At 57.4% G+C, this 25,944-nt stretch carries 27 protein-coding genes and 2 pseudogenes; 9 read left to right on the top strand and 20 right to left on the bottom strand.

The window, feature by feature from the left end:
• Nucleotides 1-123: 123 nt before the first annotated feature.
• The 5 genes and pseudogenes from A7Q00_RS06405 to A7Q00_RS14155 form a co-directional block, all read right to left on the bottom strand.
• The gene (locus A7Q00_RS06405; protein WP_064089771.1) at nucleotides 124-492 is read right to left on the bottom strand and encodes a hypothetical protein; all 369 of its coding nucleotides are present in this window, start codon (nucleotides 490-492) and stop codon (nucleotides 124-126) included.
• A gap of 8 nt (nucleotides 493-500) precedes the next feature.
• Nucleotides 501-781, bottom strand: a pseudogene (locus tag A7Q00_RS12890) (transposase); the annotation flags it as partial.
• 195 nt (nucleotides 782-976) lie between these two features.
• The gene (locus A7Q00_RS06400) at nucleotides 977-1,423 is read right to left on the bottom strand and encodes an ExbD/TolR family protein (protein ID WP_064089770.1); all 447 of its coding nucleotides are present in this window, start codon (nucleotides 1,421-1,423) and stop codon (nucleotides 977-979) included.
• 4 nt (nucleotides 1,424-1,427) lie between these two features.
• Complete coding sequence (locus tag A7Q00_RS06395; protein WP_064089769.1) at nucleotides 1,428-2,084, bottom strand: MotA/TolQ/ExbB proton channel family protein; 657 nt, start codon at nucleotides 2,082-2,084, stop codon at nucleotides 1,428-1,430.
• A gap of 52 nt (nucleotides 2,085-2,136) precedes the next feature.
• Complete coding sequence (locus tag A7Q00_RS14155) at nucleotides 2,137-3,105, bottom strand: energy transducer TonB (RefSeq protein WP_064089768.1); 969 nt, start codon at nucleotides 3,103-3,105, stop codon at nucleotides 2,137-2,139.
• 426 nt (nucleotides 3,106-3,531) lie between these two features.
• Here A7Q00_RS14155 and A7Q00_RS06385 point away from each other — a divergent pair, with 426 nt between their 5' ends.
• Together A7Q00_RS06385 and A7Q00_RS06380 are read left to right on the top strand one after the other, a co-directional pair.
• Nucleotides 3,532-4,869: a sodium-dependent transporter gene (locus tag A7Q00_RS06385; protein ID WP_179946207.1), complete on the top strand. Its 1,338-nt coding sequence runs from the start codon at nucleotides 3,532-3,534 to the stop codon at nucleotides 4,867-4,869.
• Between the two features lie 385 nt (nucleotides 4,870-5,254).
• Entirely contained in the window at nucleotides 5,255-5,902 is a 648-nt protein-coding gene (locus tag A7Q00_RS06380) for an NAD(P)H-binding protein (RefSeq protein WP_064089766.1), read from the top strand.
• A gap of 154 nt (nucleotides 5,903-6,056) precedes the next feature.
• On the opposite strand, the gene A7Q00_RS06375 is transcribed toward A7Q00_RS06380, so the two are convergent.
• Nucleotides 6,057-6,527 carry an Aca2/YdiL-like domain-containing protein gene (locus tag A7Q00_RS06375; RefSeq protein ID WP_064089765.1) on the bottom strand — a complete coding sequence of 157 codons (471 nt, stop codon included), beginning with the start codon at nucleotides 6,525-6,527 and terminating at the stop codon, nucleotides 6,057-6,059.
• Nucleotides 6,528-6,546: 19 nt separating this feature from the next.
• The gene (locus A7Q00_RS06370) at nucleotides 6,547-7,323 is read right to left on the bottom strand and encodes a tRNA threonylcarbamoyladenosine dehydratase (RefSeq protein WP_064089764.1); all 777 of its coding nucleotides are present in this window, start codon (nucleotides 7,321-7,323) and stop codon (nucleotides 6,547-6,549) included.
• A 142-nt stretch (nucleotides 7,324-7,465) separates the two neighbouring features.
• Here A7Q00_RS06370 and A7Q00_RS06365 point away from each other — a divergent pair, with 142 nt between their 5' ends.
• On the top strand, nucleotides 7,466-7,930 hold the full coding sequence (locus A7Q00_RS06365; RefSeq protein WP_064089763.1) for a universal stress protein: 465 nt from the start codon (nucleotides 7,466-7,468) through the stop codon (nucleotides 7,928-7,930).
• A gap of 466 nt (nucleotides 7,931-8,396) precedes the next feature.
• Here A7Q00_RS06365 and A7Q00_RS06360 read toward each other — a convergent pair whose 3' ends face one another.
• From A7Q00_RS06360 to A7Q00_RS06330, 7 genes are all read right to left on the bottom strand, one after another.
• A complete protein-coding gene (locus A7Q00_RS06360; RefSeq protein ID WP_064089762.1) occupies nucleotides 8,397-8,930 on the bottom strand; it encodes a hypothetical protein in 534 nt (177 codons plus the stop codon).
• Between the two features lie 131 nt (nucleotides 8,931-9,061).
• Entirely contained in the window at nucleotides 9,062-10,234 is a 1,173-nt protein-coding gene (hemW, locus tag A7Q00_RS06355; protein ID WP_064089761.1) for a radical SAM family heme chaperone HemW, read from the bottom strand.
• A 30-nt stretch (nucleotides 10,235-10,264) separates the two neighbouring features.
• Nucleotides 10,265-10,696 (bottom strand): hypothetical protein, encoded by a 432-nt coding sequence (locus tag A7Q00_RS06350; RefSeq protein ID WP_064089760.1) that lies wholly within the window; start codon nucleotides 10,694-10,696, stop codon nucleotides 10,265-10,267.
• Between the two features lie 29 nt (nucleotides 10,697-10,725).
• Nucleotides 10,726-11,205 carry a hypothetical protein gene (locus tag A7Q00_RS06345; protein WP_064089759.1) on the bottom strand — a complete coding sequence of 160 codons (480 nt, stop codon included), beginning with the start codon at nucleotides 11,203-11,205 and terminating at the stop codon, nucleotides 10,726-10,728.
• A 232-nt stretch (nucleotides 11,206-11,437) separates the two neighbouring features.
• Nucleotides 11,438-12,106 (bottom strand): tetratricopeptide repeat protein, encoded by a 669-nt coding sequence (locus A7Q00_RS06340; RefSeq protein WP_064089758.1) that lies wholly within the window; start codon nucleotides 12,104-12,106, stop codon nucleotides 11,438-11,440.
• The gene (locus tag A7Q00_RS06335) at nucleotides 12,097-12,789 is read right to left on the bottom strand and encodes an O-methyltransferase (RefSeq protein ID WP_064089757.1); all 693 of its coding nucleotides are present in this window, start codon (nucleotides 12,787-12,789) and stop codon (nucleotides 12,097-12,099) included. Before A7Q00_RS06335 ends, A7Q00_RS06340 begins: the two co-directional genes overlap by 10 nt.
• Before the next feature lie 15 nt (nucleotides 12,790-12,804).
• Nucleotides 12,805-12,990, bottom strand: a complete 186-nt coding sequence (locus tag A7Q00_RS06330; RefSeq protein ID WP_003823186.1) for a DUF3460 family protein — start codon at nucleotides 12,988-12,990, stop codon at nucleotides 12,805-12,807.
• Between the two features lie 157 nt (nucleotides 12,991-13,147).
• On the opposite strand from A7Q00_RS06330, the gene pcnB reads away from it, so the two are divergent.
• From pcnB to sucD, 6 genes are all read left to right on the top strand, one after another.
• Nucleotides 13,148-14,521 (top strand): polynucleotide adenylyltransferase PcnB, encoded by a 1,374-nt coding sequence (gene pcnB / locus A7Q00_RS06325; protein ID WP_064089756.1) that lies wholly within the window; start codon nucleotides 13,148-13,150, stop codon nucleotides 14,519-14,521.
• A 131-nt stretch (nucleotides 14,522-14,652) separates the two neighbouring features.
• Nucleotides 14,653-15,147, top strand: coding sequence for a 2-amino-4-hydroxy-6-hydroxymethyldihydropteridine diphosphokinase (gene folK / locus A7Q00_RS06320; protein ID WP_064089755.1), 495 nt, complete (start codon nucleotides 14,653-14,655; stop codon nucleotides 15,145-15,147).
• Between the two features lie 71 nt (nucleotides 15,148-15,218).
• Nucleotides 15,219-15,878, top strand: a complete 660-nt coding sequence (locus tag A7Q00_RS06315) for a deoxynucleoside kinase (protein ID WP_003823182.1) — start codon at nucleotides 15,219-15,221, stop codon at nucleotides 15,876-15,878.
• Nucleotides 15,879-16,179: 301 nt separating this feature from the next.
• Nucleotides 16,180-16,785, top strand: a complete 606-nt coding sequence (locus A7Q00_RS06310) for a hypothetical protein (RefSeq protein ID WP_049258917.1) — start codon at nucleotides 16,180-16,182, stop codon at nucleotides 16,783-16,785.
• 400 nt (nucleotides 16,786-17,185) lie between these two features.
• Nucleotides 17,186-18,352, top strand: a complete 1,167-nt coding sequence (sucC, locus tag A7Q00_RS06305; RefSeq protein WP_064089754.1) for an ADP-forming succinate--CoA ligase subunit beta — start codon at nucleotides 17,186-17,188, stop codon at nucleotides 18,350-18,352.
• 10 nt (nucleotides 18,353-18,362) lie between these two features.
• A complete protein-coding gene (sucD, locus tag A7Q00_RS06300; RefSeq protein ID WP_003823180.1) occupies nucleotides 18,363-19,253 on the top strand; it encodes a succinate--CoA ligase subunit alpha in 891 nt (296 codons plus the stop codon).
• A 49-nt stretch (nucleotides 19,254-19,302) separates the two neighbouring features.
• On the opposite strand, the pseudogene A7Q00_RS13485 reads toward sucD, so the two are convergent.
• The 6 genes and pseudogenes from A7Q00_RS13485 to A7Q00_RS06275 form a co-directional block, all read right to left on the bottom strand.
• Nucleotides 19,303-19,445 (bottom strand): annotated as a pseudogene (locus tag A7Q00_RS13485) (IS5/IS1182 family transposase); the annotation flags it as partial.
• Between the two features lie 167 nt (nucleotides 19,446-19,612).
• Complete coding sequence (gene mutL, locus A7Q00_RS06295) at nucleotides 19,613-21,493, bottom strand: DNA mismatch repair endonuclease MutL (RefSeq protein ID WP_064089753.1); 1,881 nt, start codon at nucleotides 21,491-21,493, stop codon at nucleotides 19,613-19,615.
• A gap of 157 nt (nucleotides 21,494-21,650) precedes the next feature.
• Entirely contained in the window at nucleotides 21,651-22,754 is a 1,104-nt protein-coding gene (aroC, locus tag A7Q00_RS06290; protein ID WP_064089820.1) for a chorismate synthase, read from the bottom strand.
• 760 nt (nucleotides 22,755-23,514) lie between these two features.
• A complete protein-coding gene (locus A7Q00_RS06285; protein WP_023886801.1) occupies nucleotides 23,515-23,856 on the bottom strand; it encodes a zinc ribbon domain-containing protein YjdM in 342 nt (113 codons plus the stop codon).
• A gap of 91 nt (nucleotides 23,857-23,947) precedes the next feature.
• Nucleotides 23,948-25,018, bottom strand: coding sequence for a 3-isopropylmalate dehydrogenase (gene leuB / locus A7Q00_RS06280; RefSeq protein ID WP_064089752.1), 1,071 nt, complete (start codon nucleotides 25,016-25,018; stop codon nucleotides 23,948-23,950).
• Nucleotides 25,019-25,095: 77 nt separating this feature from the next.
• Nucleotides 25,096-25,941: a DUF1444 domain-containing protein gene (locus A7Q00_RS06275; protein ID WP_064089751.1), complete on the bottom strand. Its 846-nt coding sequence runs from the start codon at nucleotides 25,939-25,941 to the stop codon at nucleotides 25,096-25,098.
• Nucleotides 25,942-25,944: the final 3 nt, after the last annotated feature.

The raw sequence follows: 25,944 nt of genomic DNA, 5'->3' as shown, positions 1-25,944 counted from the left end.
TGAAAAGTGTGTTGTGATACGGAAAGATTGTCTGCGCTGGCAGCAAACACCCACCTTACAGATATGCAGCTATGCTACGCGTGCTACATTCAGATATTCCATCCACACTACGCTTTCCGCTGCTTAAGAATACACTTCTATATTAGGCAACTCTGCCAGATGTATTGGGCAAGTGGCATTCCACCATACCCATTCTAAATAATAATATGGGTCTTCTGGGAAGACTGCTAGCATAGTATCCATTGTCGGCCATACTTCTTTTAATTCGTTGGATTGCTCACTTGGTGTTCCAGATAGAATTTTTGGTGGAACAAATCTAGTATCACATAGCTTTATACTGTTGTCTTCTATCAGTTCTTCTAAAAAACTTATAAAGCAATTGATTATATTGTAATCTTTGATATTAGCATTACTATAAAAAATATATCTTCTAAAGATATCACCGAGAAACTCAACATCTTCTAAAATTGTATGCTTTTCTAACTTCTTCATATTATCTCCTATTGAAATTTTGTGGCTATTCTAGACAACTTGGATAAATTTTGTTTTACCAATTGTTTTGAAATGGAAATCTGAGATTTCATTTTGCTGTTTTTAAAACGCCATTCGCACTCTTTCAAATATAGCTCGAAATGCTCTTTGATAATACTGTTAAACTTACACAGATGTCGTTTCGCCTGATTCCAAAAGCTCTCAATCCCGTTAATGTGGTTTACTTTTTCACAAGACGGGTACTTTGATTGATGTGAAAGTGGCTAAATCCACTAACATCTAAAGCATCAAGCTTTTATAGTAAATTAAATTCAAACCAGTACAGCGTTGCCTCGCCTTGTCGTGCTATCCGTACTGTTTGAAGCTCGCCGCCTTGTCCTAATTTTTGTTAATCCACTATAAAAGGCTACCTGAAAACGCAGCGCAGCAAAATTTCTGCGCTATTAGGTTTTCAGGTAGCCTTTTTATTGGCCTAGGCTGCGGTTTACTGCTGCGGCTGGGCGCGGTCTTTTTCTTCGGTAACGAAGCCGACTTTGCTCAGGCCGGCGTCGCGCACGGCGCTGAGGGCTTTTTCCACGTGGTCGAACTGGGCGTTTTTATCGGCGGCGATGGCAATCACTTGGTCGGGATTGGTTTTGGCCAGCTCTTGCAACCGGCTTTCCAAGTCCTGCAGGCTGATTTTCTCGCCTTCGGCCAAGTGGTAGCTGCCGTTGGCGGCAATGGAAAGGCGCAGCGGGTCTTTGGGCTGGGCGGCGTTTTCCGCCACTTGCTTGGCCGAGGCGGTGGGCAGTTCCAGCGGGATGGAGTGGGTCATCACCGGCATGGTGATCATGAATACAATCAGCAGCACGAGCATCACGTCTACCAGCGGGGTAACGTTGATGTCGGCCATGGGCGAATCGTCGCCGCCGTTCATCGAACCGAAGGCCATGCTCTTACTCCTTGTCGTTCATAATCTTAACGTGCAAATCGTAGGCGTAGGCATCCATATCCTGCACCACCTGTTTGTTGCCGAACACGATGAAGTTGTAGGCCAGCACGGCGGGGATGGCGGCAAACAGGCCGACGGCGGTGGCCACCAGCGCTTCGCCGATGGGGCCGGCCACGGTGGCGATGTTTACCTGGCCTTGCTGGCTGATGTTTTCCAGCGCGTGGTAAATGCCCCACACTGTACCGAACAGGCCGATAAACGGGGCGGTGGCGCCCACGGAGGCGAGAATGGTAAGCCCGCCGTTGAGGCCGCGTTTGGCAATGTCCATTTTATGGCGGATGTGTTGCACCAGATAGTCGCCCAAGGGAATGCTGGTGAGCTGGCTGGCGGGGTTGGCGCGATATTGGCGCGCGGCCTGAACGGCGGATTGGGTAAGGTCGGCCAGAGGGGAGGGGTGGGCTTTGGCCAGGCGCAGCACTTCATCAAGCGAGGCCACGGTGGCGACGGCTTCAATCGTTCCCCGGTTGGCGTGGCGCACTTGGTGCAGGCGGATGCTGCGCATGATGATGATCCACCAGGTGAGGATGCTCATCAGCACCAGCAGCAGAAATACGGTAATCAATACAATGTCGCCTTGGGCGAAAACGTGTCCTAAGTTCATAATATTCCTAATATTAAGGTAATGAGATTGGCTAATCGGTTTAGTTGGGCTTTTAAGGAGCTTTAAAACGCAGGGTAAAAGTATAGCTTTGGCGAACGGGCTGGCCGTTGCGTTTGGCCGGAACGAAGGTATAGCTCTGGCGCACGGTGTTGGCAGCGGATGCGCCGAACAGCGGATGGGAGGCGGAAACGATTTCCACACTGGAAGGCTTGCCGTTGGCTTCCACCATCACGCGCAGTTTTACCGTGCCGCTGATGCCTTCTTCTTCCAATTGTGGCGGATAGGGCGGTTTCGGGTTATTCAGGTAGCCGCCGAGGTGGGTGGGCGCGCTGTCGCCTCCACCACCGCCGCCACCGCCAGGGCCTTGGCCGTTGCCGACACCACCGCCTTCGCCGCCACCACGGCCACCGCCTTTGCCGGGGCCTTCTCCATCGCCTTCACCTTGGCCATGACCGGTGCCACGGCCGCCGCCGCGGCCTCCGCCTTCTCCGGCGGAGGGCGTACCTTTGCCGCCACCACCACCTGCGTTGCCGCTATGGCCTGCATTCGGGTTGGTAGGGGCGATCGGCCGCTCGGTCTGCGCCTGCGGCTTGGGTTCGGGGCGGGGTTGTGCTTGAGGCTGCGGTTTGGGTTCGGGTTTCGGCTCAACCGGTTTGGGCTGAACGATGTCGGCAGGTTTGTCTTGCCGTTCCACCGGTTTGATTTGCGCGCGCTGCTCAGGCACGGGTTTAACCGGCTGCGGCTTGGGCCGCTCCGGTTTCGGCTGTTCTGGTTTGGGCGCTTCGGGCGGGGTTTGCTCCGGCGGCCCGGCGGGCGGCTCGTCTTCAGATATGGTGTCGCCACCCGTACCGCCGCCGCCCCCGCCGCCGCCTATCTCGCCAAGATCGACAAAGCTCAGTCCGGGCGGTTCGGTCGGCAGTTCCGGCGGCTTAATCGAGGTCAGCAGCCAAAACAGCAGGGCGTGGACGGCAATCACGAATAAGAGCGCGGCCGGGGATAAAAGACGGTTTTCGTTTTGCATGATAGGGCGGCATATTAGTGCGAACTATTTTTGTTTGCAAGGAGTTTTTGTTCGGCTGTGCGAACGGCTGATGTTTTCTGGTAAGGCATGGTTGGCTTATATAGATTTGGGGGCTACCTGAAAGCCGGTTGGCATTTTCAGGTAGCCTTTCATGCTGCCGGATTGGTTTGGGCAGGAGTGGTGATATTGGTATAACTGTTTTTCTCTTGATTGATAATGTGAGATTAAAACAACAGAATTGCTATTTATATTTTAAAACAATATTAAATGCTAAAAATATAGCAATCAAATATCTGGCCTGCCTGTGCAGTTGCCGATTCGGGCAGGAAAACTGCATAATGCGGCGACGGCGGGATTGTGGCGGCGGCTTGGATGTTTGTTTTTGTTAAAATCGCGCCTTTCTTTTGTTCGGATGATTGCAGCCGTATGAAAACCCCTGCTTCCTGGTCGTCTAAAATCGGTTTTATCCTCTCCGCCGCCGGCTCTGCCATCGGCTTGGGCGCGATTTGGAAATTTCCCTACACCGCCGGTACCAATGGCGGCGCGGTATTTGTGCTGATGTTTTTGGTGTTCACCATCTTGGTGGCGCTGCCGGTGCAGCTGGCCGAGTTTTATATCGGCCGCAAGAGTGGCAAAAACGCGGTGGATGCGTTTAAAACGCTCGCGCCGAACAGCCTGTGGCCGTGGATCGGGCGCATGGGCGTGTTTGCCTGCTTTATTTTGCTGTCGTTTTACAGCGTGGTGGGCGGTTGGGTATTGAATTATGTGGTGCACGCGTTTGACGGCAGCATCCACCAAAATGCGGATTTCGGCGCGCTGTTCGGCAGCACGATTTCCAGCCCGGCTGGCTCAATCGCCTATCAGGGGCTGTTTATGCTGATGACGGTGTGGGTGGTGAAAAGCGGCATCGCGGCGGGCATCGAACGGGCCAACAAATACATGATGCCCGCGCTGTTTGTGTTGCTGATATTGCTGGCGGTGCGCTCGCTCACGCTAGACGGCGCGATGGCGGGCATCTCCTTCCTGCTCAAGCCCGATTGGTCGCACTTTACGCCGCAAACCATGCTCACCGCACTGGGGCAGGCCTTTTTTGCGCTGAGCCTGGGCGTGTCCACCATGATTACTTATGCTGCCTATTTGGACAAAAAACAGGATTTATTCCGCTCCGGCAACAGTATTATGTGGATGAATTTGCTGGTGTCTCTGTTGGCCGGCTTGGTGATTTTCCCCGCCGTGTTCGCTTTCAACTTTGAGCCGGGGCAGGGGCCGGGGCTGATTTTCGTGGTGCTGCCCGCCGTGTTTATGAAGCTACCGCTGGGGCAAATCCTGTTTGCCGTGTTTATGCTGCTGGTGGTGTTCGCCACGCTCACTTCCGCCTTCTCCATGCTGGAAACCGTGATTGCCGCCGCCATCCGCGAAGACGAGCGCAAACGCAGCAAAACCACCTGGCTGATCGGCACGGCGATTTTTATTGTCGGCATCCCCTCCGCGCTCTCGTTCGGCGTGCTCGCCGAATGGAAACTGTTTGGCAAAACGTTGTTTGACTTGTGGGATTACATGATTACCGCGCTGATTATGCCGATTAGCTCGCTTTTGGTGGCGGTGTTTGTGGGCTGGATACGGCAGAAGAGCGATGTGTTGGCGCACATGCGCGAAGGCAGCAGCGTGCCGCAGGCTCTGATTGTGCTGTGGCTCAACGCCCTGCGCTTTCTCGCGCCGGTGGCGATTTTGCTGGTGTTTGCCAATACGCTGGGCTGGATTTAGCGGCCTGCGGCCAGCCTTTGCTTGCGTGATAAAGGCTACCTGAAAATCTTGGACTGCCGAACTCATTCATTAAGGCTACCTGAAAACCCTTTGCCAGCGGTTTTCAGGTAGCCTTAATAGCAAACCGATTGAACTTTTGATACCGGGCGATAAGCCGCGGGCAGTACGCAAGCGCGGCGAGGCTGGCCAAACGCCGTAGCATGGCATTTTTAAGCTGCCATACCAATATCGGAGGCAGGCAACGCGCCTTTATAGTGGATTAACAAAAATCAGGACAAGGCGGCGAGCCGAAGACAGTACACACGTTATGGCAAGGCGAGCCAACGCGGTACTGGTTTTTGCTAATTCACTATATTACCCATCCGCACCATCACGAGGAAACCTTATGCAAGCACTCATCATCGGCGCTACGGGCGCCACCGGCCAAGCGCTGCTGCCGCTTCTGGCGGATACGCCGCAGGTGGCGCAAATCCACAGCTTCGGCCGCCGCGCTCCCGCGTTTGCCCACGAAAAACTGCACAGCCACATCATCGATTTTGCCCGGTCGCAAACTTGGGCGGAGAGCGTGCGCGGCGACACCGTATTTGCCTGTTTGGGCACGACTTTGCAAGATGCAGGCGGCAAAGAGGCGCAATGGCAAGTCGATTATGAAGCCAACCTCGCCTTCGCCCGCGCCGCCAAGCAAAACGGTGCGCAAACCCTAGTGTTGGTGTCCGCCTTCGGCGCGGATGCGCACTCCCGGTTTTTCTATCCGCGCATGAAGGGTACGCTTGAAGCCGCCTTGACCGAACTCGGTTTTCCGCACCTCATCATCTTCCGCCCGCCGCTGCTGATCCGCCCAGGTAGCACGCGCGTATCCGAACGCCTTTTTGTGCATTGCGCCAACTTCATCACGGCTGCCGGCCTGTTTAAAAGCCAGCGCCCGCTACACGTGGCCGAGCTGGCCGAAGCTATGTGCCGCACCGCGCTGAACCCGCCAGCGGAGCGGGTTCGAGTGTATCAGCCAGAGGATATCCGGGCGTTGTTGAAATAAGGAAAAGGCTACCTGAAAAATCGGCCCTGCAGAATCCTGCAGAGCCGTGGCAAGCCGGCCGGGCTTTTGATTCGAGGCAGTGCGGAAGCGCGGCCGCGGCGGAAGTTCGGTTGGCCATGAATTTTTCAGGTAGCCTTTCGGATGTCAGCCCGGCTCACCGAGTTTGCTCAAATTGCTCCTGCGCCCAGCGTTGGCGGTTGTCGGGGGTGTCGGCAGTTTGAGCCTGCCCCTGCCGCCAGTTGCGGTAGGCCTCAGCATCGAAGGCGATTACCCGGCCGCCCATAGCGGCCACTTCTCCGGCCACGCTTTGGCTGATGCGCCAAGAGGCCAGGTCGGGGCAGGCCTTCGGCTCGGGATACCACAGCACCACCACCGCATCGCCGCCCTGCATTTGGGCTTCGAGTTGCTCGGCATATTGGTCGATGGCTTGGTATTTCTGGTTGAGGCGGGTTTCCACGGCGCGAACCACGTGCAGAGGGATGGGGGCAGTGCCGTTTTCCCATTGCGCCCATTCTTCGGCGGAAGCGCCGTGGGGAAAATCGACATTGGTGGCAAGAGCCTGGCCGGCTTCGGCTTGGGTGAGGCCGAGATTGCGGCGCAGGGCTTTGAGTTCGATGGGGAACATGGTTTTCCTTTTGGGTTGGTTATTTAACTTGTGTGGCCAAGTGTTCTATCGCTGCCTGTGCGCAAAACAGGCCGAAGGCGGCGGTAACCAGCATGCTCGCGCCGTAGCCTGCGCAAGACAATCCCTGCGGTGCGGCGTCGGTTTCGCAGGCGGCGCCGGTTTGCGGCGGGGTGACGTTTTCTTCGGAATAGATGCAGCTCACTTTCATGCGCTCTTTGGGATTGCGCGGAAAGCCGTATCGGCGGCGCAGGGTGTAGCGCAGGTTGGAAAGCAGCGGGTCGTGGGTGGTGCGGGCGAGGTCGGCGCGGCGGATGAGGGCGGGGTCGCGCTGGCCGCCTGCGCCGCCGGACACCACAAAGGCTTGCTTCTGCGCCACAAAATGCGCGGCCATGGCGGCTTTCACACGTACTTGGTCGATGGCGTCGATCACAAAATCAAACGGCTCGGCAAAAAGCGTGCCCACGTTTTCCGCGTCTACAAAATCTTCGATTTCGTGCACGGCGCAGGCGGGGTTGATTTGCAGGATGCGCCGGTGCAGCGCGGTTACTTTGGGCAGGCCGAAATTGTCGGTGAGCGCGTGGAGCTGGCGGTTGGTGTTGGATTCGGCCACGTTGTCCAAATCAATCAGCGTGAGCCGGCCGATGCCGCTGCGCGCCAGCGCCTCTACCGCCCAAGAGCCCACGCCGCCCACGCCCACCACGCAAACATGGGCTTGGGCAAAGCGTTGCAGGGCGGCTTGGCCGTAGAGTCGGGAAATGCCGCCGAAGCGGCGCTCGTTTGGGGCGGAAATAATCATCGGGATAAGTCAAAAAACAGGTAGAAAAAATGGCACATTCAGTGCATCAGTATTATACTGTAAACGTATCAGGAAGAGACCCGTCAGGCGGCTGTAGCCTCTGCGCGGAAGCATTGGAAAATCGTTCACTAGGAGAAAGCTTATGTATCAACATATCGTGATTGCAGTAGACGGCAGCCGCACTTCCCAACACGCGCTCAAACAGGCCTGCGGCCTGGCTAAAGCCACCGGCGCGGCGCTCACATTGGTGCACGTGGCCAACCCCGCCGAATACGTGGCCACCGTTGCCCCCGAGTTTTTGCAGTATGAAAACTACGAAGCCGCCGCCACCGAACAAGGCAACGCGATTTTGGAGACTGCTATCAAACAGGCGCGCGCCGACTTGGGCGAAAATGCCAAAATCGGCAGCCACCTGCTCGTCATCAGCAAAAACGCACGCGATATGGCCAAAAGCCTGGTGGAATATGCCACCGAGCAGAAGGCTGACCTGCTGGTGCTGGGCACCCACGGCCGCACCGGCCTGATGCACCTCCTGATGGGCAGCTTCGCCGAAACCGTGATGCGCGAAACCCGCCTGCCGCTGTTGATTATCCGCCGCGAAGCATAAGGCCGGGATTGAGGCAGGATTAGAGGCTACCTGAAACTTTCAGGTAGCCTTTTGCCAATGGTAAGAGGGTGCACCCACCAAACACGACTTGATTTATCTTTATCAATTCAAAAAGGTATTTGGCAGCGAAAAGATTAAAATCCACTACAATAAAATACAAAAGCGGCTAAAAATCACGCAAGAAGACGGCATCAGCCCGCCGCGCCATTTATCTGCTGTGGAAGCGGAGCTGTTGCGCATAGTGAATCTGCATTTGTATGACTGATGGGTCGGATGGATTGAGGCTACCTGAAAATGCAGCACGGCAAGTTTCTGCGCAGCTGGGTTTTTCAGGTAGCCTTTTTGGCGGCTGCGGGCTTTGCCGTTATGCCAAGCTAGAGTGGATTAACAAAAATCAGGACAAGGAGGTGAGCCGCAGACAGTACAGATAGTACGGCAAGGCGAGCCAACGCTGTACTGGTTTTTGTTAATTCACTATATTTGCCTGCTTCAACACTTGGGCGAGGCTGTGCGACCAGGCAGGCGGGCAGGTTTGGCTGAAATCGGCGGGCACGGTTTGGCGGATGAGGAAGCATGCGTGCAGGGTTTTCCAGTAGGCGGCCGGCCAGCGGGAGAGGGGTTCGGGCGGGCTGGCGGCCAGCTCGGGGTGGGCGGACAGGAATTGCGCCAAGGTATGTTCGGAGGCGCAGCGGAATTCGAGCAGTTGGCGGTGTTCGTCGAGTATGGTGAACCAGCAGTCGTGGAAGCGCTGCCAGTCGGCGGCGAACAGTTGTTCCCATAAGCGGCCGCCTTGGGCGGTGAGGCGGTAGCAGCCGTTTTCGAGGGCGAGCAGCCCGCGCCGTTGCAGCCCGGCCAGTGCCTGCCGCCGTTCGGCGGGGGACAGGGGCGGCAGTTTAGGCGGGGTGTTGAAGAGGATGGCCCAATCTTTGTGCAGGAAGTGCTCGGGCGGGGTGGGCAGCAGGGAGAGGGCGTCGAGGATGAAGTATTCGGCCGGGGTCATGGCTGGGTATTGGGGCTACCTGAAACTTTCAGGCAGCCTTTTGTGCGCGGTAGGCGGGCTGAATGGCGGGGTATGGTTTTAACTTCGTTGAAGCTCACGCTTTCAGGTAGCCTCTGCAGGCTGGGGCGGGCTTACAAAAACAGTTGCAGCAAATCGTTTAAATAGCGTTGGCCGCGTTCGGTGGGGCGCAGGAGGGTGGGGTTGGGGTCGATGAGGCCGAGCCGGGTGGCTTCCTGCAGGGGGCGGGCGATGGCGGCGAGGCTGTGGCCGGTGCGCTCTTGGAACAGGCGGGCGGGCACGCCGTCGGTGAGGCGCATGGCGTTGAGCATGAATTCGAAGGGCAGCTCGCTTGGGGCTACCTGAAAACGTTCAATTGCATCGGCGGGGTTGCCCTGCATGGCGGCGAGGTAGCTGCGGGGGTGGCGGGCACGGGTGGTGCGCGTGATGCCGCTGTGGCTGCTGATTTTTCCGTGGGCGCCGGCGCCGATGCCGATGTAGTCGCCGAATTGCCAGTAGTTGAGGTTGTGGCGGCATTGCTGGCCGTTTTGGGCGAAGGCGCTGGTTTCGTAGCGTTCGAAGCCGGCGGCAAGCAGGGTGTGGTGCACGGCTTGTTCGATGGTGTAGGCGGCGTCTTCTTCGGGGATGCCGGGGGGCGGGGTGCGGCCGAAGGGGGTGTTGGGCTCCATGGTGAGGTGGTAGGCGCTGATGTGGGTGACGCCGAAGGAGAGGGCGGTCTCGGCGTCGCGCTGGGCTTCTTCGGGGGTTTGGTGCGGCAGGGCATACATGAGGTCGGTGTTCACGCGGGGGAAGATGGCGAGTGCGGCTTCGATGGCGGCGCGGGCTTCATCGCCGTTGTGGATGCGGCCGAGGGCGTGCAGTTTGGCGTTGTCGAAACTTTGGATGCCGAGCGACAGGCGGGTGATGCCGGCTTCGGCGTAGCCTTGGAAGCGGGCTTGCTCGAAAGTGCCGGGGTTGGCTTCGAGGGTGATTTCGGCTTCGGGCTGCAGGCGCACCAGGGCGCGCACGCCGGAAAGCAGGCGGCTGATGGATTCGGCGGAAAACACGCTGGGGGTGCCGCCGCCGATGAAAATAGTGTCCACCGGCCGCCCCCAGATGTGGGGCAGTTCGTGTTGCAGGTCGGCGAGCAGGGCGTTGATGTAGGCGGCTTCGTCGGTGTCGGGCTTGAGGCGGTGGGAGTTGAAGTCGCAATAGGGGCATTTTTGAATGCACCAGGGGATGTGGATATAGAGCGAGAGCGGGGGCAGGGCGCTGAGGCCGGAGCCGGGGGCTTGCAGTAGGGGCATGGTGTGGCGATTGGTTTTTAAAATAATGGGTTATTCGGCTTGGAAGGCTACCTGAAAAACTTGGTTGCCGATGCGGATGTCTGCCAGGTAGCCGTCGCGGCGGTCGGTGCACACGGGCAGGCGGATTTGGGCGGCGAGCCAGGAGCCGTCGGCCTGGCGCTTAAGGGGGAAGCGGTTGAAGCCCATGTCCATGCCGTCCATGCTGAAGCTCACTTCGGCCTGCTGGATTTGGGGCGGCACGTTCTCCAGGGTGATGTCGAAGGGGCGGTGGCGCGCGGCGGTAAAGCGGATGCGGCTGCCGTCGGGCAGGGTGCAGCCTTGGCGCGGGTCGCAATCGGTTTGCACCACCGTCTCGGCAGCGGGCTGCTGCCCGGCACGCCATTGGCGTACGGCGAAATGGCCGCCGGCCAGCAGCAACAGCGCGGCGAGGGCGAGCAGGGTTTTGGTGCGTGGGGTGGGCATATGAGGCTACCTGAAAAAGTTTGGGCGGGTTATCTGGGTCTGATTAGGAAAAGTATTATGACAATCGGGGCCAGCAAAAACGGCACAAAGCTGTTGAGAAAACCTGTCCGAAACGCTGCCCTTCCCTCGGCTTTTGATCCTGCTTGCCGTATCAAGGCCACGATAAAGCCGATTACTAAAGCCGGTGTCGAAAACCAATAGGCAAACCATAGTTCACCGTTATCAAACACGAGCACCGCCAGCCAATACCCCCATAATCCCAAATTCATGGTCAGCGAGATGCCCGACACGAAATACGGTCGAACGCTTGATATTTTCCAACTGCACAGCCAAGCCAGTAGGGTGGGGATGAGCAGAAGAATATAATTAGCAAGAGCTACGTCTTCCAAAAAAGGTAAAGTCAATAACCCGATTGAGGGTGGCCAGCACAGCGTATATACCGTTAGCGGCAGATACAGCGCCAAGGCAATCAAAATATCTTTCCAATACGGATTAAGCTTGTTCCACATGCGTTTAACCTTTCAAATTTATAGTGAATTAACAAAAATCAGGACAAGGCGACGAGCCGCAGACAGTACAGATAGTACGGCAAGGCGAGGCAACGCTGTACTGGTTTTTGTTAATTCACTATAGTTTTTCAGGTAGCCTTCCGCGGTATGGCACAGGCTACCTGAAAATAAAAAATCAATAGGAACAACAATATTTGAGAAGCGCCGCTCAGGTTTCAGGCAGACTCATTCGTCAGCGGTTGTTTTGGATGCGCTGTCCGGCGCGGCGGGCGGCGGGGCTGTTGGGGTAGGTTTGTATCAGCTTGCGCCAGGTAACGCGGGCGATGTCGCGCTGCTGCATGCCCCATTGGCAGTTGCCGACGCTGTAGAGGGCTTCGGCGGCTTTGGGGTTGGCGGCGAAGCGGGTGGCGAAGCGTTGGCCGGTGAGGATGACGGATTCGCAGTTGCGCAGTTTTTCGTGGCTCTGCATCAGCAGAAAGAGGGCGTTTTGCTCGGTGCGGCCGCCGCTGCCGCTGCGTTCGGCAAAGCGCAGCTGTTGCAGGGCCTGATTGTAGAGGCCGCTGCGGTAGAGTTGCAGGGCTTGCTGGTAGGCTTGTTCTTGCGGGTTTTCAGCCGGAGCGGCAGCGGGCTCGGCACTGCTTTGGCTGGTGCTGCGGCGGGCGGCGGCGCGGGCGTCGAGGAGCTGGGCGAGCTGCTGCTGGCGTTGTTGCAGCTCGCTGATTTGGCTGCGCAGTTCGGCGACTTGCTGTTGCAGTTGGCCGATTTGCTGGTTGTGGGCGTTGAGCTCGGTTTCGATGCGCTGCGGGGGCTGGGGGTTGTTTTCGGCAGGGGTTGGCGGCACGGGGGGCAGGGCAGTGCAGGCGACGAGGCCGCAGAGGGCGGCGGGGATGGTTAGGCGCATGGGGTTTCCTCGGGATGGCGTTTGCGCAGCAGGGTGAGGCCGTCGCCCAAGGGCAGGGTGAGGGCGGCTACGCGGGAGTCGGTTTGCAGGGATTGGTTGAAGGCGCGGATGCGTTCGACGGATTCGGGCGCGGGCTCGGCATTTTCCTGATACACGCGGCCGCCGAGCAGGAGGTTGTCGATGGCGATGAGGCCGCCGGGGCGCAGCAGGGTGAGGCAGCGTTCGTAGTAGTGGGCGGTGGGCGGTTTGTCGGCGTCGATCAGGGCGAAATCGTAGCTGCCGCTGCGGCCTTGCTTGATGAGCTGGTCGAGCGTGATGAGGGCGGGCTGGAGGTGGAGCTCGATTTTGTGTTCCACGCCGGCTTCGCGCCAGAAGCGGCGCGCGGTGTTGGTGTAGGTGATGTTGATGTCGCAGGCGGTGAGGCGGCCGTGTTCGGGCAGGGCGAGGGCGACGGCGGTGCTGCTGTAGCCGGTGAACACGCCGATTTCGAGGCAGCGTTCGGCGCGGATGAGCTGCACGAGAAAGGCGAGGAGCCGGGCTTGCTCGGCGGCCAGGTGCATTTTGCCCATGCGGTGCTGCGCGGTGGTTTGGCGCAGGCATTGCAACACTTCTGCTTCGGGCGGGTTGATGCTTTTCAGGTAGCCTGCCAGGCCGGGGGGCAGATGGTCGGTGGCTGCGGTCATGGCGCGGCGCGGGGTTTAGTAGGAATAGTAGGTGTAGGGTTTTTTGGCAACTTTGCCGGCGGCGAAATCGGCCTGCTCTTCGGGGTTGAGCTCGACATCCCACAACAGGCCGCGGTTTTGGAGGCGGCGCTCTTGCTCTTCGGGGTGTTCTTCGATGTATTTTTGCAGGAACTGAGTGGCGTCGGATTGGTAGTTATACATGGTGTGTTTTCCTGTGGTGCGGGGTAGCGGCGATTATAACGGAAAGCGCTTGGTTTGGCAGCCGTTGCGGCGAAAGGTTATACTGCGCACTTTATCTGAAACACGCGCCTGCTTGCACACCGCAGGCTACCTGAAAAACAAGAAGAGAATATCCTCTATGCTGACTAAATGGCTGCGCAAAATCCTGCCGGGCAAACCTGAAGCTGCCGCAACGCATCCGCACAAACAGGTGTTGCCGCAAAACACACACGGCATCACGCCGGACGGGATCAGCTATGCGGCGGAAAAGGTGGTGTCGCGGCTGCAGCAGGCCGGGTTTGAGGCTTATGTGGTGGGCGGCGCGGTGCGCGATTTGCTCTTGGGGGTCGAGCCGAAAGATTTCGACGTGGCCACCAACGCCCGCCCCGAAGAAGTGCGCAAAGTATTCCGCCGCAGCCGCATCATCGGCCGCCGCTTTCAGATTGTGCACGTGATGGTGGGGCCGGAAACGATTGAAGTCACCACCTTCCGCGGCGGCAGCCGCCCCGCGCGGCAAAACGAACACGGCCGCATCATGCAAGACAACAGCTACGGCAGCATGGAGCAAGACGCCGCCCGCCGCGATTTCACCTGCAACGCCCTGTATTACAACCCCGCACGCGGGGAAATCACCGATTTCCATCACGGCGTGGCCGATATCCGCGCCAAACGCCTGGTGATGATCGGCGATGCCCGCGCACGCTATCAGGAAGACCCGGTGCGCATGCTGCGCGCCGCCCGGCTTTCCGGCAAACTCGGTTTTCAGGTAGCCCCCGATACCGCCGCGCCGATTGCCGAATGCCTGCACCTGTTGCCCAAAGAGCCGCTGGCGCGCCTGTTCGACGAAGTGATGAAACTCCTGTTTTCCGGCGCAGCCATCAACTGCCTCAAACAGATGCAGGCCCTGGGCATGGACGGCCAAAGCGTGCACCCCCTGCTTGCCTGCGCCTTGGAAAGGCTACCTGAAAACCAAGGGCGTGGCATCGTGGCGCTTGCCCTGAACAGCACCGACAGCCGCCTGCGCGCCGACCAAGGCGTATCCGTGGGCTTTGTGCTGGCCGCCGTATTGTGGCCGCAGGTGCGCGAAGCCTGGCAGCGCGCTCAGAATAGCGGGCTCAGAACCATGCCCGCACTCAGCGCCGCCGTGGCCGAAACCCGCGCTAATATGGAAAAAGGCTGGGGCGTGCCGCACCGCTTCACCGCCTCGATGCGCGAAATCTGGCAGCTCCAGCCCCAATTTGAATACCGGCGCGGCGCCCGTCCCTTCCGCCTGCTCGCCCAGCCCCGCTTCCGCGCCGCCTACGATTTCCTGCTGCTGCGCGCCCGCGCCGGCGAAGTGGAGCAGGGCGTTGCCGACTGGTGGACAGCGTTCCAAGAAGCCGACGAAGAACAGCGTAAGCAGATGATTCAAGCCGCCGAACAATGCCCCGACAGCGGCGATGCCCCCGCCAAAAAACGCCGCCGCCGGCGTAAGAAGAAAACAGGCGCGGCAGATAAGGGCGCGGCTGAATAGGCGGCATTGGGTTGAAGCAGACGTAAGCTGGATTCCCAAATCCGAAACCTTATTCAAAGGCTACCTGAAAATCCCGCCGACTCTGTTTTCAGATAGCCCGATTCCAATTAACCCATGATTAAAAACGCCAAATGAAGCAAGCCATTATTGCCTTGGGTAGCAACCTCGAGCAGCCCGTTTCCCAGTTGCAAAACGCGCTGGCCGCGCTGGCCACGCATCCGCAAGTGCAGGTGCTGGCTGCTTCCTCGTTTTACCGCACCGCGCCGGTGGGCTATGCCAACCAGCCCGATTTCATCAACGCCGTGGCGCTGCTGGCCACCGATTTGCCCGCTGCCGAACTGCTCGCGCTGCTGCACCAAACCGAAGCCGCCGCCGGCCGCGTGCGCAGCTTCCGCAATGCCCCGCGCACGCTGGATTTGGACTTAATCGACTACGCCGGCCAAACGCTCGACAGCCCCGCCTTGCAGCTGCCGCACCCGCGCGCCCATCAGCGCGGCTTCGTGATGATTCCCCTAGCCGAAATCGCCCCGCAGCACATCCTGCCCGGCCAAACCGCTACCGCTGCCGAGCTGGCCGCCATACTGGGCAATGAAGGCGTGCAACGTTTAGATGAAACAGAGAGTTAAATTTTTCAGGTAGCCTTTTAGAGGGCTGCCTGACCCCCGAAAGGCTACCTGAAACATTCCAAGGAGAAACCATGCAGTCAGACTACCGCTACATCGTTGTGGAAGGCCCCATCGGCAGCGGCAAATCCCCGCTCAGCCGCAAGCTGGCCGAGCATTTCGGCTGCACCCTCATCAGCGAGCAGCCCGAGAAGAACCCGTTTTTGGAACAGTTCTATCTCAATGCTGCCAACCACGGCTTAGCCGCCGAACTCTACTTCCTGCTGCGCCGCACCGAAACGCTCAACCTCATCGCCGCCGCCGACGAAATCGGCAATGCCAACCACAGCATGCAGCGCGTGGTGAGCGATTTCCTGCTGGAAAAAGACCAAATTTTCGTGCCCACCATCCTGCGCGAAGACGAGCAGGCGCTGTATTGGCAGCTCAAGCAAAAAATCATGCCCGAAATCCCCGTGCCCGATTTGGTGATTTACCTGCAAACCAGCGCCGGTGCCGCCGAAGCGCAGCTGCGCAGCCGGGGCGACAACCACATCAACCTGTTCCCACCCGGCTACCTGCAGCAGGTGCACGAGGAATACCACCGCTATTTCTACCTCTACGACCGCGCCCCGCTGCTGATTGCCAACACCGAAGAGTTGGATTTCGTGAACAACCCCGACCACTTCCAACTGCTGCTGCACGCCATCGCCAATATGCGCGGCAGCCGGCATTATTTGAACTTGAGCGAACGCTAGGGCGGGGAAGAAAGGCTACCTGAAAAATGTTCAGGTAGCCTTTTGTTTGCTCGAGTCAAGTAAGCTGGGTTGCAGTTTACGGTTAACATAAGTTACTTGCGATTGACTGTTAGTTGTAGAAAGAATGAAAGATTTCCACGATTTTTGAAGAAAATGACTCCTTTAACAACCACAAAAAGGCATCGGTCCAAGCTAACTAGATTGCAAAAGAGATTAAAATTATGAGAAAATTATGTTAGATTTAGGGTTAATTTGCATTGGTTTCTAAATTATTATTAATTTTATTTAAGGAAATTATGATATGCTGAAAAAGTGGAAGCTTTTGTTAATTTTAGTATTAAGCATGGGATTGAGCGCCTGTACACACAGCTATACTTCACCGGACTTTCAAAAATATCGTGTGAGTGATTTGAAAGTCCCGAGACAGTCTTTTGCCGCTCGGATAGAAGTGGAATTTTTCCGCAACGGACAGCCTTTACCAGCCGTTATTCCTCAGGTAAAACGTGAAGTAACCCAGACTTTGCGGCGAACCCGTGTAATAGAACTATCTGATAACGCAGAACATACTTTTAAAATTTCTGCCAACAACGTTGCAGACTTAGGCGATGCTGTGCGAAAAGGGTTCGGAACGGGATTGACTTTTGGCTTGGCTGGCAACACGGTGCAAGATCATTATGAAGTTTCTTGCAGTTATTTGGACAGAAATAAAGTATTGCATACAGAAAATTATCAACATGCTATTGTGACTACTGTTGGCAATGCCTCACCTCCAACAGGAATGTTGGTACATCCTAATCTTAATGCAGCTTTTAGTAGCGTAATGGATGATGTGGTAATCAATTGCTTGGGGGATTTACAGAAAAATGGTTATCTCTTACCACAGGTAAATACCCAATCAGACAAATAATAATTGTAAATTAAAGAAGAAAAGTCAGCGTAGCTCGCATAGGGCGCGTAAGCAAACTCACGCACGCGGTTGCCAAATAATCTGAAGCCGCGTGCGTGCGTTCCGCACGCACCCTGCATGGCTGCAATGGAAAGGCTATCTGAAACTACCCGAGCATTTATGCCTGCCCTGCAAGAATCTTTCGGGCTACCTGAAACTTTGCACTTTATCCTTCCCATATAGCCCGCCATGGCCGGGCTGCCGTTATACATCTCCCATTTACTTGTTCTAACAAAATTGCGCTGATGTTACCTGCGGGTTTCGTCTATACTTCGCCCTGCATTATCAAAGCTGGTCTTGAATTCGATCCTTGCCGCTTTCACGGTGGCAAGCTGTGTTTAACCTAACTGAGGGAACTTTGATGAATCTACATGAATATCAAGCAAAAGAGCTGCTTGCGGGCTATGGTTTGCCGGTTCAGGGCGGGATTTTGGCCGCCAACGGCGAAGAAGCTGCCGCCGCATTCGATAAATTGGGCGGCAAATTTGCTGTGATTAAAGCCCAAGTGCACGCTGGCGGGCGCGGTAAGGCTGGCGGCGTGAAAGTGGTGAAAAGCCGCGATGAGGCCAAACAGGTGGCTGAAAGCCTGATTGGTAAAAATCTGGTGACTTATCAAACCGATGCCAACGGCCAGCCGGTGAACAGCGTGTTGGTGTGTGAAGATATGTATCCGGTGCAAACCGAGCTCTATCTGGGCGCGGTGGTAGACCGTGCCGCGCGCCGCGTGGTGTTTATGGCTTCCACCGAAGGCGGTGTGGAAATTGAAAAAGTGGCCGAAGAAACCCCGGAAAAAATCTTCAAAGTGGTTGTCGACCCGCTGGTGGGCCTGCAGCCCTGCCAAGCCCGCGAAGTGGCCTTCAAGCTGGGCTTGAAAGACAAGCAAGTCGGCCAGTTTGTGAAACTGATGACCGGCGCTTACCAAGCCTTCATCGAAAACGATTTCGCCCTGTTTGAAATCAACCCGCTGAGCGTGCGCGAAGATGGCAGCCTGGCCTGCGTGGACGCGAAAGTGGGCATCGACGGCAATGCTTTGTACCGCCTGCCGAAAATCGCCGAACTGCGCGACAAATCGCAGGAAAATGAGCGCGAGCTGAAAGCTTCCGAATTTGAGCTGAACTATGTGGCGCTGGAAGGCAATATCGGCTGTATGGTGAATGGCGCCGGCTTGGCGATGGCCACCATGGACATCATCAAGCTCAAAGGCGGCCAGCCGGCCAACTTCCTCGACGTGGGCGGCGGCGCCACCAAAGAACGCGTAGTGGAAGCCTTCAAGCTGATTTTGGAAGATAAATCCGTGAAAGGCGTGCTGATCAACATTTTCGGCGGTATCGTGCGCTGCGATATGATTGCCGAAGCCATTGTGGCCGCCGTGAAAGAAGTGAACGTAACCGTGCCCGTGGTGGTGCGCCTCGAAGGCAACAACGCTGAATTGGGCGCGAAGATTCTGAACGAGTCCGGCCTGAAACTCACTTCCGCCGACGGCCTGAACGACGCCGCCGAGAAAATTGTTGCCGCCGTAAACGCCTAAGGAGAACAGAATGAGCGTATTGATTAATAAAGACACCAAAGTATTGGTACAGGGTTTTACCGGTAAGAACGGTACTTTCCACTCCGAACAAGCGATTGCCTACGGCACCAAAGTGGTGGGTGGCGTTACCCCCGGCAAAGGCGGCCAAACACATCTGGGCCTGCCCGTGTTCAACACCATGAACGAAGCCGTGCGCGAAACCGGCGCCGATGCTTCCGTGATTTATGTGCCCGCGCCCTTCGTGCTTGATTCCATCGTGGAAGCCGTGGATTCCGGCGTGAAACTGGTGGTGGTGATTACCGAAGGCGTGCCCACGCTGGACATGCTCAAAGCCAAACGTTATCTCGAAACCAACGGCAACGGCACCCGCCTGGTGGGCCCGAACTGCCCCGGCGTGATTACCCCCGGCGAATGCAAAATCGGCATCATGCCCGGCCACATCCACCAGCCCGGCAAAATCGGCATCATCTCCCGCTCCGGCACGCTCACTTATGAAGCCGTGGCGCAAACCACCAAGCTCGGCCTCGGCCAATCCACCTGCATCGGCATCGGCGGCGACCCGATTCCGGGCATGAACCAAATCGACGCGCTGAAACTGTTTGAAGCCGACCCGCAAACCGAAGCCATCATCCTGATCGGCGAAATCGGCGGCACAGCCGAAGAAGAAGCGGCTGAGTTCATTCAGTCAAACGTGTCCAAACCGGTGGTGGGCTACATTGCCGGTGTCACCGCGCCCAAAGGCAAACGCATGGGTCATGCCGGTGCCATCATCTCCGGCGGCAAAGGCACGGCGGAAGAAAAATTCCGCGCCTTCGAAAAAGCCGGCGTGGCCTACACCCGCAGCCCGGCCGAATTGGGCAGCACCATGCTGGAAGTGCTGAAAGCCAAAGGCTTGGCATAATCCGGTTTGATTAGCTGATAAGAGGTTACCTGAAGATTTTCAGGTAGCCTCTTTTGCTGCGATAGAGGCTACCTGAAAATCTTGTGTATAGTGAATTAAATTTAAACCAGTACAGCGTTGGCTCGCCTTGCCGTACTATCTGTACTGTCTGTGGCTCGTCGCCTTGTCCTGATTTAAATTTAATTCACTATATACGTAATGTGTGGGAAGCAGCTGGGGCGTGAGCGCCTGATCTACTGCTGTGGAGTAGCCAAGACACTATATGCGTTTCATATGCCCCGCGCATCAAGAAAGGCTACCTGAAAAACGGTTTATCCTGTTTTCAGGTAGCCTTTTAGTCTGCCGCACGGGCAGGCTGTTTATTGCCCGCGCAGGAACAGGGAGTCGAGGTCGGCGAGGGTGAGTTTTACCCAGGTGGGGCGGCCGTGGTTGCATTGGTTGCTGCGGGGGGTGTTTTCCATGTCGCGCAGCAGGGCGTTCATTTCGGGCAGGGTGAGGCGGCGGCCGGCGCGCACGGAGCCGTGGCAGGCCATGGTGCTGAGGATGCGGTTTTCGCGCTCTTCCACGGTGCGGATGCTGCCGGTGTGGGCGGCTTCTTGCAACATGCTGCGGGCGAGCTCGGGAATATCGGCTTTGCCCAGCATCTGCGGCACGGCGCGTACGGCGATGGTGTGGCTGCCCACGGCGGAGCAATCGAGGCCGTATTGGCGCAGCAAATCGGCGTGTTCGGCCAGGGCGGCCATTTCTTCGTGGCCGGCTTCGAAGCTCACGGGAATGAGCAACTGCTGGCTGTGTAAGCTGCCGTGGCTTTGGCGCTGGGCTTTCATTTTTTCGTAGTTCACACGCTCGGCGGCGGCGTGCATATCGATTAAGAGCAGGCTGTTTTCGGCTTGAGCTAGGATATAAATGCCGAGCAGCTGGGCGATGGCGAAGCCGAGTGGGTGTTCTGCGGCATTGTTTTCAGGTAGCCGGGCGGCTTCCGTGCTTGATGCGAAGCGGCTTTGCTCGAGGGCGGCAAGCTCGGGGTCTTCGCTGCCGCTGTGTTTGTAGAGCTCGGCATAGGTTTGCCAGGCGGCGCGGCTTTCTTGCAGGGTGAGGCGTTGCTGCTGCGGGGCGCGGGCGGGGCTATAAGCAACGGGGGGGCGGGCGCTCGGGCTACCTGAAAACTCGCCTTGCCCGCTTTCAGGTAGCCTTTGGCTGTGGATGTGTTGCAGCAGACTGCCGGCGTTGCTCACGCTGTCGGTTTGGTCGGCGCGGGTATCGGCCAGCGTTTTGTTCAGGGTGTGGAACACGAGCTGGTGTACGGCCTGGCTGTCGCGGAAGCGGATTTCGGTTTTGGTGGGGTGCACGTTTACGTCCACCATTTCGGGCGGCAGTTCGAGAAACAGCACGAAGGCGGGGGTGATTTGCTGGTGCAGCACGTCGCGGTAGGCCTGTTTGGCGGCGTGCAGCATCACTTTGTCGCGCACGAAGCGGTTGTTTACAAAACAGTATTGCTGGCTGCTGCGGCCTTGGGCGAAGGTGGGTTTGGCAATGAGGCCGTGCAAACGGAGGATGCCGTTGCCGCTGTCGATGGGTAGAGAGGCGGCCTGAAAATCCGCGCCCAGCACGGCGGTGATGCGCTCATTTTGGCTTTGGGCGGGGTATTTGGCGGTGGTTTTGCCGTTGTGAACAAGCTCGAAGGCAATGTGCGGGTTGGCTAGGGCGAGGCGGTCGAACATGGTGGCGCAGTGGGCGTATTCGGTGTTTTCGGATTTGAGGAATTTGCGCCGGGCGGGGGTGTTGAAGAAGAGGTCGGCCACTTCCACGCTGGTGCCTACGGGATGGGCGGCCGCGGCGGCAGGCTCGATTTGCCCGTCGCGGGCGCGCACTTGGCGGGCGGCAGTGCTGCCTTCCTGGCGGCTGGTGAGGGTGAGGCGGGACACGGAGGCGATGCTGGCCAGCCCTTCGCCGCGAAAACCCATGCTGCGCACGTGTTCCAAATCTTGCAGCGAGGCGATTTTGCTGGTGGCGTGGCGGGAGAGGGCGAGCGGGAGGTCGTCGGCATGGATGCCGCTGCCGTTGTCGGCCACGCGGATGAGGCGGATGCCGCCGCCGGCAAGCTCGACTTGGATGCGGCTAGCGCCGGCATCAATGCTGTTTTCGATGATTTCTTTGAGCGCGGCAGCGGGGCGTTCCACCACTTCGCCGGCGGCGATTTGGTTTACGAGGTGGTCGGGCAGGGCATGGATACGGGGCATGATGGGTCTCGGGGTTGGGCTACCTGAAAAGGCGGGGTTTATAGTGAATTAACAAAAACCAGTACGGCGTTGGCTCGCCTTGCCGTAACGTGTGTACTGTCTTCGGCTCGCCGCCTTGTCCTGATTTTTGTTAATTCACTATATTTTCAGGTAGCCTTCAACCGTTTTGCAGTTTGGCGATATCGGGCGTGATCACGCGCACGTTGGCGTTTTGGGCGCGGTGGCGCAGGGCGTGGTCGGCGAGCACGAGGGCGAGCATGGCTTCGGCGATGGGGGCGGCGCGCAGGCCGACGCAGGGGTCGTGGCGGCCGTGGGTTTCGAGCATGACGGGATGGCCGTGGATGTCGATGCTGCGGCGCGGGGTGGCGATGGAGCTGGTGGGCTTCACGGCGAAGTCGGCGCAGATGGTTTGGCCGGTGGAGATGCCGCCGAGGATGCCGCCGGCATGGTTGCTGGCGAAGCCTTGCGGCGTGAGCTCGTCGCCGTGTTGGCTGCCGCGTTGGCGCACCACGTCGAAGCCGTCGCCGAGGGATACGGCTTTTACGGCGTTGATGCTCATCAGGGCATGGGCGATGTCGGCGTCCAGCCGGTCAAACACGGGTTCGCCGAGGCCGACGGGGACGTTTCGCGCTTCAATATGCAGTTTCGCGCCCACGGAATCGAGCGATTTGCGCACGGAATCCATGTAGTTTTCCAAGTCGGCGATTTGGCTTTGGTTGGCGGCAAAGAAGGGGTTTTGGCCGATCAATTCTTCGCCTTCAAATGCGATTTCGAGTTCGCCCACCTGGCTCACCCAGCAGAGAATCTGCGTGCCGAACTGCTCGCGCAGCCATTTTTTGGCTACGGCACCGGCGGCCACGCGGGCAGCGGTTTCGCGGGCAGAGCTTCTGCCGCCGCCGCGATAGTCGCGGATGCCGTATTTGTGCCAATAGGTGTAGTCGGCATGGCCGGGGCGGAATTGTTGGGCAATGTTGCCGTAGTCGCGGCTGCGTTGGTCGGTGTTGCGGATGAAGAGGGCGATGGGCGTGCCGGTGGTGCGCCCTTCAAACACGCCGGAGAGGATTTCTACTTGGTCGGCTTCGCGCCGCTGGGTAACGTGGCGGCTGGTGCCGGGGCGGCGGCGGTCGAGGTCGGGCTGGATGTCGGCTTCGGTGAGCGGTAGGCCGGGCGGGCAGCCGTCGATGACGCAGCCGATGCCTGTGCCGTGGCTTTCGCCGAAGGTGGTGATGCGGAAGAGTTGTCCGAAGGAATTGCCGGGCATGATGGTGGAGATCAGAAGGGTGGAAAGATGCGGCGAGTTTAGCACAAAGGCGGCGGGCGGATTGAAGGCTACCTGAAAATAGATTTCTTGGCTCTTACGAAATTTGGTAAAAACGATATTTTATTTATCAATCATGGAATGGATTTTCAGCAACTGGCAAAATTTCAGGTAGCCTTCGCCGCTTGTATTTTGTTCACCTTTGCGCCTCATGCCGGCGCGTGGCACTCGTTTAGCTGCGTAAAAACAAGCCCTCTTTCAGAGTTCTTGTTTTAACTTCGTTAAAACGAACCCTTCTAACGAAGGTTTCGTTTTTGCTTCGCAGAAACTCGTCCTCCTTCGGAGACCTCGTTTTCTTTGCCTCGCCAAAGAAAAGGAAGCAAAAGAAAAGCGACTGCGGGCACAGGTTTGGCTTCGCCAAACTTCCCTCACTTCATGCGGTTTTTCGGGTGCAAAGAGAAATTGGATTAGCTGCAACTTGCGGCTGCGCCGCTTCGAATATGCAAGCCCTTGTTCCCCGAAAAACCACGCTTCGTTCGGCTGCGCCAGCAGACGGGTGGCAAGTTCGGTAGGTTGGTGGATATTTTTCTTTTTGGAATTTATAGTGAATTAACAAAAACCAGTACAGCGTTGCCTCGCCTTGCCGTACTATTTGTACTGTCTGCGGCTCGTCGCCTTGTCCTGATTTTTGTTAATTCACTATATAGATTAAGGAAGGCTACCTGAAAATAAATTTTCAGGTAGCCTTTGGCTGTTTAGTAACCTAAGCCTTTTTCACAAATTCGGATTTGAGGTTGAGCGCGGTGCCGTTTACTTTGCAGGCGATGTCGTGGTCGCCTTCCTGCAGGCGGATGTTTTTCACTTTGGTGCCTTGCTTGAGCACCAGCGAGCTGCCTTTCACTTTCAGGTCTTTGAGCAGCACCACGCTGTCGCCGTTGGCCAGCGGTGTGCCGTGGGCATCAACTGCGCTGAGGGCGTCGTCTGCTTCGGCAGCGGCATCGGCCTGGGTCGACCATTCGTGGGCGCATTCCGGGCAAACGAGGTTGGCGCCGTCTTCATAGGTGTATTCGGATTGGCATTGCGGGCAGGGCGGGAGGGTAGTCATTCGTTTTCCTTGTAGTTTGAAATAGTTGGCAGGCTACCTGAAAGCTGGCAACGGCTTGCAGGTAGCCTGGGTAGCCTGATGGGGCGGCGGATTATAACGCGGCCAGCACGGCATCGCCCATGCCGCTGCAAGATACGAGCTGGGTGCCTTGTTCGTAAATATCGGCAGTGCGCAGCCCCTGTTCCAGCACCTTCTGCACGGCATTTTCAACTTGTTGCGCGCGCGCTTCGTCGTTCAGGCTGTAACGCAGCAGCATGGCCAGCGAGAGGATGGTGGCCAGCGGGTTGGCTTTGTTTTGCCCGGCGATGTCGGGCGCGGAGCCGTGCGAGGGTTCGTACAGGCCTTTGCCGTTTTCGTCCAGCGAGGCGGAGGGCAGCATGCCGATGGAGCCGGTGAGCATGGAGGCTTCGTCGGAAAGGATGTCGCCGAAGATATTGCCGGTGGCGATCACGTCAAACTGCTTGGGTGCGCGCACGAGCTGCATGGCGGCGTTGTCCACATACATGTGGGAGAGCTCGACGTCGGGGTATTGTTTGCCGATTTCTTCAAAGATTTCGCGCCACAGCTCGGTGGTTTCCAGCACGTTGGCTTTGCCCACGGAGCACACTTTTTTGTTGCGTTTCTGCGCGGCGCGGAAGGCAACGTGGGCGATGCGGCGGATTTCGCTTTCGCTGTAGCGCATGGTGTTGAAGCCTTCGCGCTCGCCGTTTTCCAGCGTGCGGATGCCGCGCGGCTCGCCGAAATAGATGTCGCCGGTGAGTTCGCGCACAATCAGAATGTCCAGTCCGGCCACGATTTCGGGTTTGAGCGTGGAGGCATTGGCCAGCTCTTTATACAAAATGGCGGGGCGCAGGTTGGCAAACAGGTTCAGGTCTTTGCGGATGGCCAAGAGACCGCGTTCGGGGCGCAGCGGGCGGTCAAGCTGGTCGTATTGGGGCGAACCGACTGCGCCGAGCAGCACGGCATCGGCGGCGCGGCACAGGTTTTGCGTGAACTCGGGATAGGGACTGCCGAATTGGTCGTAGGCTTCGCCGCCCAAGGGGGCGTATTCGTAGGATACGTCCAGGCCTTGTTCAATCAATTTGTCGAGCACGCGCACGGCTTCGCGCACGATTTCGGGGCCGATGCCGTCGCCTTTGAGGATGGCTAGTTTTTTGGTCATGAGGGTAGGTCCTTTATAGAAGGTGGATAACTATTTTTCAGGTAGCCTGACTTCGGATCGGAGGCTACCTGAAAACCTTAATGGGGCTGAAACAGGCTGATTTCGCCGTTGTGGTATTGATAAAGATACGGGGAAATCGCGTAGGGGGAATCTGCATAGATTTCGGCGGCCAACTGCTGCAGTTTGTCTAAGGTGGCCGGGTTGTCTGGGCTGCATGCGAAAAGCGCATCTCGGGTGGGCAAGGCAAACACGGGGTTGTCGGGCAAGTGTTTGGCCAGAACGCCGCCCAATAGCAGGATGAGCGAGGCATCGTAAGTGCCGTCGAATAGGATTTGGTTTAGCCCGGATTGCGGATCGGAGGCGATTTGGATTTGGCCTTTGCTGTATCGGCTTAGATTGTCTAACGCGGTTTGCTGCAATTCGGCTTCGCTAATGCCGGCTTGGGCGAGGAGCAGGCGGTCGAGGCTGATGCTGAATGTTTCGTTTTTAAACACATAAGCCAGCAATAAATTCTCGGCCAGCGGCTCGTATATCAGTATTTCATCGGGATTGTCGCCGTTGCTGCGCATGGATTGTGCCATCTCGTCCAGCCATGCGGTAGATTTGATAACGGGCATGATGTTGTCATGATGCAAGGCCGCGTCATTCAGCATCATGGTTTGGCGCATTATTTGGCTGTTGTGGGCCAAGATTGCTTCCAAATCGGCGGGCTCTTGGCAATAAAGGGCATATTGGTTGCCCAAATAGAGGCTGTGGCGGCCATTGCCGATTGCTACCAGCAGAGTGGTGTTTTCCAAGTTCTCTCCCCATTCTATGGAGACTTCTGCGCCGCAATCACGCCGGGTTTGCTCGGCAAAGAGTTCGGCAAATTGCTGCCAGTTTAATAATTCCGGCTGGTTGGGCAGGTTGTTTGAAAATGGCATTTT

This window comes from Eikenella halliae, from assembly GCF_001648475.1.
Taxonomy (GTDB): domain Bacteria; phylum Pseudomonadota; class Gammaproteobacteria; order Burkholderiales; family Neisseriaceae; genus Eikenella; species Eikenella halliae.
The sequence above is the reverse complement of the archived record's forward strand: the minus strand, read 5'-3'. Positions and strand labels throughout refer to the sequence as shown.

What these genes read in the sequence shown, in the direction of transcription:
- A7Q00_RS06405 (WP_064089771.1), bottom strand. Translation starts at nt 492, where the DNA reads ATGAAGAAGTTAGAAAAGCATACAATTTTAGAAGATGTTGAGTTTCTC.
- A7Q00_RS06400 (WP_064089770.1), bottom strand. Translation starts at nt 1,423, where the DNA reads ATGGCCTTCGGTTCGATGAACGGCGGCGACGATTCGCCCATGGCCGAC.
- A7Q00_RS06395 (WP_064089769.1), bottom strand. Translation starts at nt 2,084, where the DNA reads ATGAACTTAGGACACGTTTTCGCCCAAGGCGACATTGTATTGATTACC.
- A7Q00_RS14155 (WP_064089768.1), bottom strand. Translation starts at nt 3,105, where the DNA reads ATGCAAAACGAAAACCGTCTTTTATCCCCGGCCGCGCTCTTATTCGTG.
- A7Q00_RS06385 (WP_179946207.1), top strand. Translation starts at nt 3,532, where the DNA reads ATGAAAACCCCTGCTTCCTGGTCGTCTAAAATCGGTTTTATCCTCTCC.
- A7Q00_RS06380 (WP_064089766.1), top strand. Translation starts at nt 5,255, where the DNA reads ATGCAAGCACTCATCATCGGCGCTACGGGCGCCACCGGCCAAGCGCTG.
- A7Q00_RS06375 (WP_064089765.1), bottom strand. Translation starts at nt 6,527, where the DNA reads ATGTTCCCCATCGAACTCAAAGCCCTGCGCCGCAATCTCGGCCTCACC.
- A7Q00_RS06370 (WP_064089764.1), bottom strand. Translation starts at nt 7,323, where the DNA reads ATGATTATTTCCGCCCCAAACGAGCGCCGCTTCGGCGGCATTTCCCGA.
- A7Q00_RS06365 (WP_064089763.1), top strand. Translation starts at nt 7,466, where the DNA reads ATGTATCAACATATCGTGATTGCAGTAGACGGCAGCCGCACTTCCCAA.
- A7Q00_RS06360 (WP_064089762.1), bottom strand. Translation starts at nt 8,930, where the DNA reads ATGACCCCGGCCGAATACTTCATCCTCGACGCCCTCTCCCTGCTGCCC.
- hemW (WP_064089761.1), bottom strand. Translation starts at nt 10,234, where the DNA reads ATGCCCCTACTGCAAGCCCCCGGCTCCGGCCTCAGCGCCCTGCCCCCG.
- A7Q00_RS06350 (WP_064089760.1), bottom strand. Translation starts at nt 10,696, where the DNA reads ATGCCCACCCCACGCACCAAAACCCTGCTCGCCCTCGCCGCGCTGTTG.
- A7Q00_RS06345 (WP_064089759.1), bottom strand. Translation starts at nt 11,205, where the DNA reads ATGTGGAACAAGCTTAATCCGTATTGGAAAGATATTTTGATTGCCTTG.
- A7Q00_RS06340 (WP_064089758.1), bottom strand. Translation starts at nt 12,106, where the DNA reads ATGCGCCTAACCATCCCCGCCGCCCTCTGCGGCCTCGTCGCCTGCACT.
- A7Q00_RS06335 (WP_064089757.1), bottom strand. Translation starts at nt 12,789, where the DNA reads ATGACCGCAGCCACCGACCATCTGCCCCCCGGCCTGGCAGGCTACCTG.
- A7Q00_RS06330 (WP_003823186.1), bottom strand. Translation starts at nt 12,990, where the DNA reads ATGTATAACTACCAATCCGACGCCACTCAGTTCCTGCAAAAATACATC.
- pcnB (WP_064089756.1), top strand. Translation starts at nt 13,148, where the DNA reads ATGCTGACTAAATGGCTGCGCAAAATCCTGCCGGGCAAACCTGAAGCT.
- folK (WP_064089755.1), top strand. Translation starts at nt 14,653, where the DNA reads ATGAAGCAAGCCATTATTGCCTTGGGTAGCAACCTCGAGCAGCCCGTT.
- A7Q00_RS06315 (WP_003823182.1), top strand. Translation starts at nt 15,219, where the DNA reads ATGCAGTCAGACTACCGCTACATCGTTGTGGAAGGCCCCATCGGCAGC.
- A7Q00_RS06310 (WP_049258917.1), top strand. Translation starts at nt 16,180, where the DNA reads ATGCTGAAAAAGTGGAAGCTTTTGTTAATTTTAGTATTAAGCATGGGA.
- sucC (WP_064089754.1), top strand. Translation starts at nt 17,186, where the DNA reads ATGAATCTACATGAATATCAAGCAAAAGAGCTGCTTGCGGGCTATGGT.
- sucD (WP_003823180.1), top strand. Translation starts at nt 18,363, where the DNA reads ATGAGCGTATTGATTAATAAAGACACCAAAGTATTGGTACAGGGTTTT.
- mutL (WP_064089753.1), bottom strand. Translation starts at nt 21,493, where the DNA reads ATGCCCCGTATCCATGCCCTGCCCGACCACCTCGTAAACCAAATCGCC.
- aroC (WP_064089820.1), bottom strand. Translation starts at nt 22,754, where the DNA reads ATGCCCGGCAATTCCTTCGGACAACTCTTCCGCATCACCACCTTCGGC.
- A7Q00_RS06285 (WP_023886801.1), bottom strand. Translation starts at nt 23,856, where the DNA reads ATGACTACCCTCCCGCCCTGCCCGCAATGCCAATCCGAATACACCTAT.
- leuB (WP_064089752.1), bottom strand. Translation starts at nt 25,018, where the DNA reads ATGACCAAAAAACTAGCCATCCTCAAAGGCGACGGCATCGGCCCCGAA.
- A7Q00_RS06275 (WP_064089751.1), bottom strand. Translation starts at nt 25,941, where the DNA reads ATGCCATTTTCAAACAACCTGCCCAACCAGCCGGAATTATTAAACTGG.